Raw genomic sequence first — 13827 nt, 5'->3', positions numbered from 1 at the left:
GCGGTCGGCCCACCGGCGACCGGAGTGGCCGCCGGGTGGCTAGGCTCGGCGGATGATCACGGAGTTCGGGGTGGAGCTCGAGGACGGGCGGCTGCTGCACGCGTACGACTCGGGCGGCGACGGGCCGGTCGTGTACTGGCACCACGGTACCCCCAACATCGGCGAGCCCCCCGCCCCGCTGTTCGAGGCCGCGGACCGCCTCGGGCTGCGCTGGCTGTCGCACAACCGGCCCGGGTACGGCGCCTCGACCGCCGACCCCGGCCGCACCGTCGGGTCCGTCGCCGCCGACGTCGCGGCCGTCGCCGAGGCGGCCGGCGTGCGGCGGATGGCGGTGATGGGGCACTCCAGCGGCGCCGCGCACGCGCTCGCCTGTGCCGCGCTGTTGCCGGAGCGGGTCGTGGCCGCCGTCGGGATCTCGGGGCTCGCGCCCTTCGAGACATCCACCAAGAACGGGTTCGACTGGTTCGAGGGCATGGCCGACGGCTCCGCCGGTTCGCTGCGCGCGGCGCGCGCCGGCCGGGCGGAGAAGGAGCGGCACCTGGCCGCGGCCACCGGCGAGGAGGACATCGGGTTCCTGGCCGCCGACTGGGAGGCGCTGCAGTCCGACTGGGCCTGGTTCGACGACATCGTGCCGGCGGCGCTGCTCACGGGGCCCGGCGGGCTCATCGACGACGACCTGGCTAACGTCGGGCCGTGGGGCTTCGACCCGGCCGCGATCGCCTGCCCGGTGCTGCTCATCCACGGCGCCGCCGACCGCATGGTGCCGGCCGCGCACAGCGCGTGGACGGCGGCGCAGATCCGCGGCGCCGAGCTGCGCCTCATCCCGGACGCGGGCCACATCACCGCCATGCGTCAGGGCGCCGCGGCCCTCGAGTGGATACAGGAAAAGGGGGACGGCCGGAGCCGTCCCCCCGCGAATCCCTAGGCGTACGCCTCCAGTTCGTAGATGCGCGCGGCGTTGTCAGTGGTCTGCGTCGCGGTGATGATGTTCAGCCGGACGTACCGGCCGGTGACGTTCACCGCGCTCGTGGTCACGTCCGCGGTGTTGCCGCGCGGCGAGGCCACCGTCGTCCACGTGCTGCCGTCGCTGGACACCTGCAGGTCGAAGTCGCGGGTGTCCCAGGTGGCCGACTCGCCGCCGGCGCCCGCGTGGCGGACCACGATCGAGCTCAGGTGGTTCGAGGCGCCCATGTCGACCTGGAGGAACTTGTTCGTGCCCAGCGAGCACCACTTGTCGGAGTTGCCGCCGGAGACGCTGCCGTTTACCGCCTTCTCCGGGCCCTCGCTCGTGGCGCAGGAGGAGTCGGCCGTGGCCGCCTTGTTGAGCAGGAGGTTGCCGCCGGTCGCGGCGCCGTAGACCTCGAACTCGTAGATGCGCGCCGCGGCGTTGCCGTCGTTGGCGGGCGTGGTGATGTCCACCTTCACGTAGCGGGCGGTCCGCGCCGTGAACTGGTTGAGGGTGCGGCTGGACCGGTTGCCCGAGACCGTCGCGGCCTGGCTCCAGTTCGTGCCGTCCGTGCTGGTGGAGATGGTGTACGCGCCGGTGTTCCAGCCGGTCTGCTCGGCGCCGAGGCCGGCGTGCTTGAGCACGACCGAGCCGACGGACTGGTTGGAGCCGAGGTCGACCTGGAGGAACTTCGTCGCCGCCGAGGAGCAGAACTTGCTGTTGTTGGCAAGGCTGCCGTCGACGGCCTTGTCGGGCGACTCGGCCGCGGCGCAGGTGGCCGAGCCCGTCGCGGTCTTGCCCTGGGCGAGGTTGGTGCCCAGGTTCGGCGGGGTCGCCGGCTGGGTGGCGCCGTCGGTGAAGGACGGCGGGACGTCGCCGGTGCCGGTGCCCCACGACGAGGGGCTGGTGCCCATCGTGTACTGCAGGGTGCCGCCCGCGGCCAGGTCCGGGTAGCGCAGGTAGTTGTGCGAGACCGCGTTGCCGTTCAGGGTCAGGCTCTGCACGTACTGCGACCCCGAGCTTCCGCCGTTGATCTGGACGTTGCCGCCGGGCCGCTGGATGAGGATCGACGAGAACGACGGGCCGTTGATGGCGAGGGTGTCCGCGCCCGGGGTCGCCGGGTACATGCCCAGGGCCGCCCAGACGTACCAGGCCGAGGTGGCGCCCAGGTCGTCGTTGCCGGGCAGGCCGCCGGCGCCGGTGGTGAACTGCTCGTTCATGACGCGCCGCACCGCCGAGGAGGCGCCGGCCGGGTACTGGGCGAAGTTGTACGCCCACGGCACGGCGTGCTCGGGCTCGTTGCCGAGGTAGAAGTACGGCCGGGAGAGGCCGGCGTTGAGCTCGGTGAAGTGGTGGTCGAGGCGCTGCTTGGCGGTCTGCGGGCCGCCCATCAGGTTGATCACGCCGGCCTGGTTGTACGTGGTCATCCAGGTGTACTGCGCGGCGTTGCCCTCGGTGTAGGGGCTCTCCTGGGCCGGGTTGAGCGGCCAGGGCCAGGTGCCGTCGCTGTTGCGCGGGTGGATGAAGCTCGACTCGGTGTTGAACGTGTTGCGCCAGTACTGGGCGCGGGTCATCGCCGAGTTGTAGGTCGTGGTGTCGCCGAGGGCCTTGGCGAACTGGGCCACGGCGAAGTCCGAGGCTGAGTACTCCATGGAGTCCGACGGCGCCCCGGAAATGTACTTCTTGGACTCGTACTCCGCCTCACGCCCGCGGATCGGCGAGCCCTGCGCGCCGGCGCCGGCGACCGCGTTCTTCATCAGCTGCAGCGCGGCCGCGGTGTCGAAGTCGCGGGCACCGAACTGATAGGCGCTGCCGACGATGATCGGGCCCGGGTCGCCGGTCATGACGAAGTCCTCGTTGGTCTGCTGCGACCACTTGGGCAGCAGGCCCCCCTGCTGGCCGTCGAGGACCATCGACTTCATGATGTCGCTGGTGATGTCAGGTGCGATGAACGCCACGAGCGCGGCCCAGGAGCGGTAGATGTCCCAGCCCGAGTAGTTCTGGTACACGTTGTGGGTCGCCGTGTGGATCGCGTTGTCGAAGCCGCGGTACTGGCCGTTGACGTCGCTGGAGACGTTCGGGCTCTGCAGCACGTGGTAGAGCGACGTGTAGAACTTCTGCAGCTCGGTCGCGCTGCCGCCGGTGGCCTGGATGCGGTTCAGCGCGCTGTTCCAGGCGCTGTTGGCGTTGGTCCGCGCGGTGTCGAACGACGCGGTCTCGGCGTTGAGGTTCGCCGTCGCGTTGGCGACGCTGACGAACGAGACGCCGATCTGGGCGTTGACTGTCGCGTTGGACGTGGTGTCCCAGGTGACGAAGCCGCCGGTGTTGGTGCCCGAGGTGCTCGCCGAGCCGTTGCTGATCGTCGAGCCGTTCCAGGTGCCGAAGGACGCCGGGGCCCGGTCGAAGTGGATCGAGAAGTAGATCGGGTAGGTCTTCGACGAGCCGCAGAACCCGCCGGCGGTGACGTTGCCGGTGACGTTGCTGCCGGAGATGCTGATGCCGCCGCTGCGGTTGCCCGTGGCGCTCCGGCTGGTGTTGATCAGCAGCCGGGACTGGGTGTTGGACGGGAACGCCAGGCGCATCGCGCCGGTGCGGGTGGTCGTGGTGACCTCGACGTCGGTCGAGTACTTGTCCAGCCGGTTCTTGTAGTAGCCGGCCTGGGCGACCTCGTTGCTCTTCGTGTACGCCGAGGCGTAGCCCGTCCACCCGGTGCCGGGCGAGGTGCCGAGCGCGCCGGTGACCGGCAGCAGCCCGATGTCCTCGTTGTTCGAGCAGCCCGCCCCGTCGAAGTGGGTGAGGCTGAACTCCTCGATGGTCCGGTCCTTGTCCCGGTACCCGGACGGTGACGCGGTCGGCGTGTCCGGGCTGAACTGCAGCATGCCGAAGGGAACGGTGGCACCGGGGTAGGTGCTACCGCCCGCGCCGCCGCCGACCGGGTTCGGCGAGTTGCTGTCGTCCGTACCGATCAGCGGATTCACGTATTGGGTCAGGTTGAGGTCGGCGGCCTGGGCGGGGGCCGCGAACTGCACAACGGCGAGGGTGCTGCCCAAGAGGGCGGCTCCCGCGCCGGCGAGCAGCCGGTCGACCTTGCGGGATCGGGGCATGGTGTCTCCCGTTCGGTGGCGGTGAGGACGGGAGAGCGCTCTCGATGGACATTCATAGTCCCTGATCCGCGTTTGGTCAACATTTGTCAATACAGACGCTGGTCAAACCCTCGTCACTCCCCGCAAATCCACCGCAACGGTGTGCCACCGCCCGGGCCGCCGTGCGGCATCGCCATCCCGGCGACCACCCGCGCGTCCTCGCTCAGGCCGCCGACGGTGTAGTAGCCGAACCCCTCGAGCGCGGGCAGCCGGACGGCCCCGCGCGGGCCCGCGAGGTAGGGCGACGTGCCGTTGCCGCCCGCGACCGTGCCGTCCGCGGCGATCGCGCCGACGCGGCCGGGACCGCGGTCGAAGCGCTGCGGCTCCGGGTCGGCCGCCCCGTCCAGCGGCCACCGCACGCCGTTGCCGAAGTCCACGGCCCAGCGGCCGACGATCGCGTCGACGCTGCCGTTGGTGTCGCCGCCCGGCAGCCGTAGCGCGACGGCGGTGCTGTCGGGCCGCCAGAGGTACGGCTGGAAGACGGTCTTGTTGTCGGTCACGTAGCCGCCGGCGGTCCCGTCCGCCCCGAGCGCCAGCGCGACGGAACCGTGCTGGGCCGGGGTGGCCAGCAGCACCGGACGGCCCGGGTCCCGGAACGGCCACAGCACGGCCCGCCGGCCGCCGTCGAAGGTGGCGGTGCCGGCCACGTCGCGGGCGGCGTTGACGGCGGAGCCCTCGGACCGCACGTCGCCGGCGAGACCCGTCGGCCTGGTCATGATCTGGTCGAACTCCGTCGTGATGATCATCGCGCCCTGGCTCGCGCCGTCGAGGGCGACGGTGCCGTTCGCGGCGATCCCGGCCAGGGCGGTCACCGCGATGTCCCGCCGCACGGCCACGAGCTCGCTGTCGTGCCAGACCGCCACACCCGGGCCGTCGGCCAGCCGGGCCGCCGCCCAGTGCCCGGTGGGGTCCACGACCGGCGCCAGGGTCTCGCCGTTGCCGGGCACCGGCAGAACCTCGGCGCGGCAGGACGGTGCCGGCGCGGACGGGGTCCGCCCGGGGTGGGCCGGCCGGTCGTCGGGGACGGGCGAGCGCACGCCGGCGAGCGCGGCGGCGCCGATGGTCACGACGAGCACCAGCGCGGTGGCCACGCCGGCGATCGCGTTGCGGCGGCGGCGCACCCGCGCCCGCCCGATCCGCACGAGGCCCTCGGCGGTCAGCTCGGTGCCGGGCGCGTCCACGTCGAGCAGTTCCTGCAGCGGGTTCATACGACACTCTCCTCGGCGCGGAGCAGCATCCGGCGCAGCGTTCGCAGTCCGTGGGAGGTCTGGCTCTTCACGGTCCCCTCCGAGCGGCCGAGCACCCCGGCCACCTCCTCCACCGGCAGGTCGCACAGGAACCGCAGCACGAGCACGGTGCGCTGGCCCTCCGGCAGCGCCCGCAGCGCCTGCCGCAGCACCATCGCCTGCTCGACCCCCGGGCCGTCGGGCTCCCGCACGACCTCCGGCGGGCTGTCCCAGAGCGCGACCCGGGACCAGAACCGGCGCCGGTCGGACAGCGCGGCCCGCACGACCATGGTGTGCACGTACGCGTCGAGGTTGCGCACCTCGCGGATGCGGGTCCAGCGCTGGTACAGCGTGGTCAGCGCGTCCTGCACCGCGTCGTCGGCCCGGTGCCGGTCGCCCAGGAGCTGGTAGGCGATGCGGTGCAGGCGCGGCAGCCGCGCCGCCACGTACTGCGTGTAGTCGTGCTCGGGTTCTGGTCGCAACGCTGGCGATCCCTTCGGCCGGCGGTCACAGGGTAGAGGCGGCCGCGCAGCGCTCGGGTTGTATGCGATTTCGATCTGTCAATGGTTGGCAAAAGTGCCGCGCGCATTTCACGGACTCAACAACTTCAAACAGGTACCGATGAAAATCCATGGGGATCGTTGACACTTTGCATCGGAAAATGTTTGCTACGTCACGTGAGCCCGCCATCGCACCCCACTCGCCGGGACCTGTTCCGCCTGGCCGCCCTCGGCGGGATCACCGGCTCGGCGCTCGGCCCGCTGCTGTTCGAAGAGGCCGCGCACGCCGCCACCACGTTCGCCCCGATCCGGCCGCCGGCCACGCCCCTCGCGGTGCGCTCGCCGTACCTGTCGACCTGGCTGCGCGCCGACACCCTGCCCGGCAACTGGCCCACGTTCTGGGCCGGCGCGGTCACCGCGATCACCGGCATCGTGCGCGTCGACGGCCAGCCGTACGTCTTCATGGGCGCCCCGTCCGGCGGCTGGCCCCTGGCCACCCAGACCGCGCTCGTGATCACCGCGACCCGCTCGACCTTCACCATCACGGCGGGCCCGGTGCGGCTCGAGGTCGAGTTCTTCTCCCCCGTCGACCCGGCGAACCTGCGCCGGCAGTCGGTGCCGATGTCCTACCTGAGCATCACCGCAACCTCGGCCGACGCGGGCACGCACCAGGTCAGCCTCTACGTCGACGTCTCCGGCGAGTGGGCGCACGGCGACCGCGCGAAGCAGATCACGTGGGCCACGCAGACCGCCGGCTCCCAGCGCGTGCACACCTTCCAGCCCGCCGCGCCGTCCGTGCTCGCCGAGACCAACGACCAGGCGTCGTGGGGCACGGTCGTCTTCAGCACCGACGACGTGGCCGGGCTGACCTGGCAGACCGGGGCGGACGCCACCGTGCGGGCCGCGGCCGCCGGCACCGGCGCGCTGCCGAACACCGCCGACGCCAACCAGCCCCGCGCGATAAACGCGAGCTGGCCGGTGTTCGCGTTCAACCGGGCCCTCGGCGCCGTCGGCCCGGCCGGCAGCGGCCCCGTCGTCTTCGTCATCGGCCACGTGCGCACGCCCGCGGTGTCCTACCTCGGCGCTCAGCTCGACCCGTACTGGCGCACCCAGTGGGCCGCCTGGCCGGACATGCTCGCCTGGTTCCGGGCCGACCGCGACACCGCCCGGGCCGTCGGCGCCGCCCTCGACGCCCAGATCAACGCCTGGGCGCGGGCGGCGGCGAACGACCAGTACGCCGCCCTCTGCGCCCTGGTGGTGCGCCAGGCCTTCGGCGGTACCGAGCTGGTCAGCCGCGGCGGCGCGCCCTGGGTGATGCTCAAGGAGATCTCCTCCAACGGCGACTTCAGCACGGTCGACGTCATCTACCCGGCGTTCCCGGCCTTCCTGCAGCTCAGCCCGCGCTGGCTGGAGCTGCTGCTCGCCCCGCTGTTCGACTACACCGAGGTGCAGGGCTTCGACAAGCCGTTCGCCCCGCACGACCTCGGCGTGTACCCCAACGCCTTCGGACGCATCGGCCAGGACGAGGAGGACATGCCGGTCGAGGAGTCGGCCAACATGCTCGTGATGGTCGCGGCGCTGCTCTCGCGCCTGCCGGCGGCCAGGGCGAGCGCGTACGCCACGGCGCACTACGCGAAGCTCAAGAGCTGGGCCGACTACCTCGTGGCGAACCTGCCGGACCCGGGCAACCAGAACCAGACCGACGACTTCACCGGGTTCATCGCGCACAGCGTGAACCTGGCCCTCAAGGGGATCGTGGGCATCGGGGCGATGGCCGACATCGCGCGCCGGGCCGGCCAGGCCTCGACCTACGCGGCGACGGCGCGGCAGTACATCGCGCAGTGGGCGGCCATGGCGCAGAACGGCGCGCACAGCCACCTGAAGCTGACGTACGACGGCGCGGACTCGACGTGGAGCCTGAAGTACAACGGCTTCGCCGACCGGGTCGCGGGCACCAACCTCGTGCCGCCGGCCGTCGCGGCCGAGGAGGCGGCCTGGTACCTGCAGAACCAGCACGCCTACGGGGTGCCGCTCGACCCGCGGCACACGTACACGAAGGTCGACTGGGAGCTGTGGACCGCGGCGTTCCTCACCGGGCAGAGCGCAGCCCGGGACATGCTCATCGGCAAGGCGTACACCTTCGCGAACACCACGCCGGCGCGCGTGCCGTTCACGGACTGGTACGACACCGACAGCGGCAACCAGTCGGGCTTCGCCGCGCGGCCGGTCGTGGGCGGGGCCTTCGCCCTGCTGACGTTGCGCCACACGCCGAACGGCCTGACCGGGTCGTGGCCGCTGGGCACGCCGGCCGCGTCCGAGCTCCCGGTGGTGCGCACCGACAGCTCGTTCACGGTCATGGCCCGGGTCAACCCTTCCGACCTCTCCGGGTTCCGTACCGCGGTCAGCCAGGACGGCGCCCGGGTCAGCGGGTTCTACCTGCAGTACTCCGGCAGCGATGCCCGGTGGGCGTTCGCGATGACGGCCGCCGACGCCGACAACACCGGCTCGACCCGGGCGCTGTCCTCGGCCGCGCCGGCCCTGAACACCGCGGTGTACCTGGCCGGGGTGTACGACGCCGAGGCGGGCCAGCTGCGCCTGTACGTCAACGGGGTGCTGCAGGGGCAGGTCGGGTACACCTCGGGCTGGCCCGCCAGCGGCGCCCTCGTCATCGGCCGGGGCAGGTGGAACGGGGCCGCGGCCGACACGTTCGCCGGCACCGTCGAGGACGTGCGCACCTACGACCACGCGCTGCCGGCCGCCACGATCGCCGCCGCCGCGGGCCTGGCCACGAGCCAGGTCGCGGCGTACCCCTTCGACTCCGCCGACGCGTCCCTGACCCTCAGCGGCGGCGCGGCGCTCGGCGGCGGCTACAGCGGCACGGGGCTGGAGCTCAACGGCAGCACCGGCTTCGCGACCGCGGCCCGGCTGGTGGACACCGCGGCGAGCTTCTCCGTCTCGGCGTGGGTCCAGCTCGCGGCGACGTCGAACTTCGCCACGGTGGCGGCGCAGGACGGCGTGCAGGCGAGCGGGTTCTATCTGCAGTACTCGGCGGCGGACAACGCATGGGCGTTCGCGATGCTCGCCGCCGACACCGCGAACGCCGCGGCGACCCGGGCGGTGTCGCCGTTCCCGCCGCGAACCGGCGGGTGGACGCACCTCGTGGGGGTGCGCGATGCGTCCATCGGCCGGCTGCGGCTCTACGTGGACGGTTCTCTCGTGGCGGATGCCGCCATGGGCGCCGCGTGGGCCGCGGGCGGGGCGTTCACGATCGGCCGGGGCAAGTGGAACGGCGGCGACGCCGACCACTTCCCCGGCCGCATCGACCAGGTGAGGGTCTGGACCAGGGCATTGACCGACGCCGACGTCCGCGCCATCGCGTAACCCGTATCTGGCAGGAAGTTTGCCTGTTGACCGAGGGCTGAGCACCGACGTACAACGTTGTGAGAGCGCTTTCTGTAAAGGAAGTTTATCGTGGCCGCCATCCAACGAACGCTCGCCGTCCTGCTGCTGCTCGTCGCCGGCCTCGCCGTCGCGCCCGCAACCGCCCAGGCGGCGACCGCCGTCTGCGCGCAGTACTGCGACACCCGCGACCCGTCCCTGGCCCGCCAGGAGACGTTCCCGGTCGGCACGCTGCTCATCAACAACCGCCGGATCGTGCTGCACCTGTCCGACCTCGACGGCATGGCCTGGGGCTCGATCGACGCCGGCACCGAGGGCGAGTCGGTCTGGCTGGACCGCTCCTTCGACGGCGGCGCCACCTGGGACGGGCTGCTGGGCAAGGCGGCCATCCCGGCCACCTGGACCGGCACGCGCACCCTGATGTACAACCTCGCCGACCCCTCGCACCACCGCCACGGCATGGTCCGCGCCTGCGGCGACGCCCACGCCGTGGCCTGCACGGGCTGGGTGCACGCGTCGGTCTGCGCCGCGACCTGCGACAACGCGACCGGCGGCACGGACGCCGACCCGGTGCGCGCGGTGACCCTCAGCGGCCGCACGATCGCCCTGCACGTCGACGCGGGCGGCCTGGCCTGGGGCACGATCACGAACAACCGGGCCGGCGACGAGGTGTGGCTGGACCGCTCCTTCGACGCCGGCGCGAGCTGGCCGGGTGGATCGTCCCTGGGTCGTACCACCAGCGGCCGCACGAACCGCTTCAACGTCACCGACCCCACGTCGCTGCTGTACGGCGGGGCGGTGCGCGCCTGCGGCCGGGCGGTCGAGAGCCAGAACGGCGCGTGCACCGCGTGGGCCCGCCCGTCCTCGGCTCGCATGCGGGCCGCGGCCGACGCGCTCATGTACTCCTACGACCCCTACCCCGCCTGGTACCCGTCCAGCTGGTGGAACTCGGCGGTCGCGCTCAGCACGGTCATCCAGTACATCCGCCGCACCGGCGACCAAACCTACGCCTGGGCGGTCAAGCGCACCTTCGACGTCAACCGGGTCGCCTTCCCGGCCGGCGCCCGCTCCTCCGACCCGGTCGAGGGCCACTTCATCAGCCGGTCCGTCGACGACACCGCCTGGTGGGGCCTGACCTGGATCGACGCCTACGACCTGAACCACGACGTCACGTACCTGAACGAGGCCGTGACGATCGCCAACTACGTGTCCGGCTTCTGGGACACCTCGACGTGCGGCGGCGGGGTCTGGTGGGACCGCGAGCGGACCTACAAGAACGCCGTGACGATCGGGCTGTACCTGCGCCTGACCGCCGCGCTGCACAACCGCATCGCCGGCGACACGGCGTGGCTCAACAAGGCCGTCACCGGCTGGAACTGGTTCCAGAACAGCGGCCTCGTCAACGCCGCGAACCTGGTCAACGACGGCCTGACGACCGACTGCCACAACAACGGCCAGACGGTGTGGACGTACAACCAGGGCCTGGCGATCGGCGCCGCGATGGAGCTGTACCGCGCGACCGGCACCGTCAGTTACCAAGACGCGGCCCGCCGGCTCGGCAGCGCCGCCGTCGGCTCCTCCCTAGTGCGCAACGGGGTCCTGGCCGAGTCCTGCGACCCCGGCCAGTCCTGCGACGACAACCAGAAACAATTCAAGGGCGTGTTCATGCGGTACCTCGCCGAAGCCGGCCAGTTCCAATCCTTCGCCGACACCCAGGCCAACTCCCTGTGGCCGACCCGCGACCCGATGAACCGCATCGGCAGCCGCTGGGCGAGCCCGCCGTCCCCGCCGGACTGGCGCACCCAGGCGAGCGCCCTGCAGGCCCTGCTGGTGGCATCGTGAGCGCGCGCCACGCGCGGCACGTGGGCATCCTGCTCCAGCTGCGCTCCCGCCCGTGGGTCTCGGCCGCGGCCCTGTCCTGCCGCTTCGGCGTGGACGTACGCACCATCTACCTCGACATCGACCTGCTGACGGCCGCGGGCCTGCCGATCGAGGCGGTCCCGGGCCGGGCGGGCGCGTACCGCCTGGCGGCGCACGCGGTGGTCCCGGCGGTGGAGGAGCCCCTGGGCGACACGGTCGAGCCGCTGGACCACTACCTGCGGGGCGCCCGGAGCCGGGAACAGCTGCGGCAGCTGGGCCAGCGCGCGTACGCCCGCCAGCAACGCCTGCTGCTGCACCGCCTGGCGGCCTCATAGCTCGCTGCGCTCGCGTTGGGGGAGCTCCGCTCCACCCAAACCCCAGCTGAATTCCTGGCTCGCTGGCGCTCGCAGTGGGGGAGCTTCGCTCCACCCACACCCCCTCAAGATCTACGCCGGCGCGTCCTGGCATCGAACGGGCGCGCCGGGACGGGGTCGGCCGCCGCGTCGACGGGTGTCGGTGGCGGCTTGCCGCCTGCCGCTCGCTCCGCCCGCGCCACCGTCAGGTCGAAGTCTCGTCCACCAGACATTCGCCAACGTCGAAGACCACCGCGCGGATCACTGGAAAATGGTAGCCGCTCGGCCCGGCGTAGTATGACTATCGCCGAGCGGAGGAAGTGTTGAAGACCCGAGCCAGGGACCGCGGGGAGCCGTTCGCGGGCGACCCTTGGAACGAGATCGTCACGCGGCTCCGGATGGGTGGCCACCACTACGCCGGTGTCGGCGGTGCCGTGTTGCCGGTCGTCGTCGGCGACGAGTTCGACGTGGTGGTAAGCCTCCACGAACGGCACGGGCATGGGCCGCCGGCCGGCGTGGAGCATCACTGCGTCGACGTTCCCGACCAGCCCTTGCGCGCAGACGAGATACAGGCCGTCGGCCGCGTGGCCGAGCTGACCGCGTCTGCCGTTCACGCCGGCCTGCGCGTGCTCGTGCGCTGCCATCGCGGGTACAACCGCTCCGGCCTGGTCATCGGCCACGCGCTGGTGTTGCTCGGCCACCGGCCCGACGACGCCATCGGCTTGATTCGCCGCCGCCGGTCGCCGCGGGCGTTGAACAACGAGACGTTCGTGGAGTACCTCCGTACCGGCCTCGATGTCGCGTACCTCCTCGCGGACCTGGAACCGTCGACCTGACGTCCACGACCGCCGCCCTCCTGGACCCGGACATCGACTGAACGGGTTCGCGGCGCCTCGGTACAGCCTCAGCGGCTCTTCGGCTCGCGCTGGGCCACCTCCACGACGGCCCCGGAGGCGGCGTCGACCCGGAAGTGCCGGCCGGCCGGCAGCGGCCGGTCCAGCGGGCGGACCCGCAGCTGCACGCCCTCGGGCGCCGCCTCGCGGGCGGCGGCCAGCGCGTACTCGTCGGGGTCGAGGTCCGGCTCGTCGGCCTCCCCGGTGCGGGACACGGTGAGGGTGAAGTGGATCGCGCCGGTGATCGCGTCGAAGACGAGCCGGTAGTCCTCGAGCGTCACCTTGCCGTACTGCGGCGGCACCAGACCCGTCTGGAAGACGAGCCCGTTGACCGCGGCCCAGCCCTGCCCGACGTACACCCGGAAACTCACGGCCTTGCAGTCGTCGTGCTCGGCCCGCGACGCGGCCGGGTACTCCCACACGCCCGTGCCGCCGTGGCGGAACCCGACGAAGGAGTGCGCGGCGACCGAGTAGTGCCAGGGCGCCGACGGTACCTGGGGGAACGGGTACTCCGGCGGCTGCACGTCGGACAGGCAGGCGACGGCGAGCACGCGGCAGCGGGGAATGCGCACGATGTGCTCGCCGATCACGTACGACTGCGCGGCGGGCGTGACCGAGTAGTCGAGGATGTTGTCGGCGGCGACGTCGGCGCTGGCGATGAGGTCCATATCGCCGTTGTAGTCGCAGTTCGCCGCTCACCGCCGTTGCTGCCGCATTTACGACTGCTGTTGCCGGTGCAGCGCGTCCGGGTCGCCGGAGGTCACGGGGCCGATGCCGGGCGGCAGGTGGCGCACCGCCAGGGCCACGGCCTCCTCGGCGGTGGCGGCCGTGGCGAGCGGGCCGTCCCCGTCGGCCGCGAACCCCCGGGTGACCGAGAAGTTCGGACCCCGCCCGGCGTGCAGGCACACGGGGACGATGTCCAGCGCGGGACGGGTCCGGGTCGAGAACCGCAGGGCCACGTGGGTCGTGAACGGGTAGAGCCGCCGCAGCCGGGGCTCGGCGTACGCGGCCTCGACCAGCGCCTCGTACTCGGGCCAGGTCCACTTCAGCGCCAGTTCCGCCGCTTCCCGGCGCAGCTGCTCCCACTCCGCCTCGGCCATCTGAGCCGGTTCGCTGCCGGGCCGCTCCGACCGCCCGGTCAGCTCCATGAACGCCGCCGCCGCGACGATCCCGGCGAGCGCCGTCCCGTCGTGCCACCCCTGCGCGGCCCGGGCGACCTGCACCAGATCCGGCGTCTGCCCTTCGATCACGGTGAAGCCTTGAGCCCGCTCGTGGCCGGTGACGCGCCAGAGCCGCTCGACACGGCTGGCGGACACCTGCAGCTCCTCGCGGTGCGCGACGGCGGCCGGCACGACCGCCGAGTACAGCGACCCGGACTCCGCGACCGGCACCGGAACGGCCAGCCCGTGCGCGGCGGCCACGGCCCGCAGCGCCGCGGCGAGGCTGCCGGTGGCGGCAACCTCCGGATACAGAACAGCGGGCTCGGGGTACGTCGGCATGCGGCAGT

The 13827-nt window shown here is 72.3% G+C and carries 10 protein-coding genes; 5 read left to right on the top strand and 5 right to left on the bottom strand.

The features are described 5' to 3' along the window. Positions 1 to 52 precede the first annotated feature (52 nt). Complete coding sequence (locus AB0B76_RS37465; protein WP_360384558.1) at positions 53 to 925, top strand: alpha/beta hydrolase; 873 nt, start codon at positions 53 to 55, stop codon at positions 923 to 925. Here the strand turns inward: AB0B76_RS37465 and AB0B76_RS37460 are convergent. The 3 genes from AB0B76_RS37460 to AB0B76_RS37450 form a co-directional block, all read right to left on the bottom strand. Continuing rightward, positions 922 to 4050, bottom strand: coding sequence for a GH92 family glycosyl hydrolase (locus AB0B76_RS37460; RefSeq protein ID WP_360384556.1), 3129 nt, complete (start codon positions 4048 to 4050; stop codon positions 922 to 924). The two genes, AB0B76_RS37465 and AB0B76_RS37460, sit on opposite strands and share 4 nt — an antisense overlap. A 113-nt stretch (positions 4051 to 4163) precedes the next feature. After that, positions 4164 to 5297, bottom strand: coding sequence for a hypothetical protein (locus AB0B76_RS37455; RefSeq protein WP_360384554.1), 1134 nt, complete (start codon positions 5295 to 5297; stop codon positions 4164 to 4166). After that, positions 5294 to 5797 carry a SigE family RNA polymerase sigma factor gene (locus AB0B76_RS37450; RefSeq protein ID WP_360384552.1) on the bottom strand — a complete coding sequence of 168 codons (504 nt, stop codon included), beginning with the start codon at positions 5795 to 5797 and terminating at the stop codon, positions 5294 to 5296. Before AB0B76_RS37450 ends, AB0B76_RS37455 begins: the two co-directional genes overlap by 4 nt. Positions 5798 to 5992: 195 nt before the next feature. Here AB0B76_RS37450 and AB0B76_RS37445 point away from each other — a divergent pair, with 195 nt between their 5' ends. From AB0B76_RS37445 to AB0B76_RS37430, 4 genes are all read left to right on the top strand, one after another. Beyond that, positions 5993 to 9196, top strand: a complete 3204-nt coding sequence (locus AB0B76_RS37445) for a DUF5127 domain-containing protein (RefSeq protein ID WP_360384550.1) — start codon at positions 5993 to 5995, stop codon at positions 9194 to 9196. A 90-nt stretch (positions 9197 to 9286) separates the two neighbouring features. Then, complete coding sequence (locus AB0B76_RS37440) at positions 9287 to 11056, top strand: glycoside hydrolase family 76 protein (RefSeq protein ID WP_360384548.1); 1770 nt, start codon at positions 9287 to 9289, stop codon at positions 11054 to 11056. Next, entirely contained in the window at positions 11053 to 11409 is a 357-nt protein-coding gene (locus AB0B76_RS37435) for an HTH domain-containing protein (RefSeq protein ID WP_360384546.1), read from the top strand. Before AB0B76_RS37440 ends, AB0B76_RS37435 begins: the two co-directional genes overlap by 4 nt. 341 nt (positions 11410 to 11750) lie before the next feature. Continuing rightward, positions 11751 to 12263 (top strand): hypothetical protein, encoded by a 513-nt coding sequence (locus AB0B76_RS37430; RefSeq protein WP_360384544.1) that lies wholly within the window; start codon positions 11751 to 11753, stop codon positions 12261 to 12263. Positions 12264 to 12331: 68 nt separating this feature from the next. Here the strand turns inward: AB0B76_RS37430 and AB0B76_RS37425 are convergent, their stop codons facing one another. Together AB0B76_RS37425 and AB0B76_RS37420 are read right to left on the bottom strand one after the other, a co-directional pair. Beyond that, positions 12332 to 12988, bottom strand: a complete 657-nt coding sequence (locus AB0B76_RS37425) for a hypothetical protein (RefSeq protein WP_360384542.1) — start codon at positions 12986 to 12988, stop codon at positions 12332 to 12334. Between the two features lie 48 nt (positions 12989 to 13036). Next, entirely contained in the window at positions 13037 to 13819 is a 783-nt protein-coding gene (locus AB0B76_RS37420; RefSeq protein ID WP_360384540.1) for a DUF6193 family natural product biosynthesis protein, read from the bottom strand. Positions 13820 to 13827 lie beyond the last annotated feature (8 nt).

The organism is Dactylosporangium sp. NPDC049140 (genome assembly GCF_040648435.1).
The sequence above is the reverse complement of the archived record's forward strand: the minus strand, read 5'-3'. Positions and strand labels throughout refer to the sequence as shown.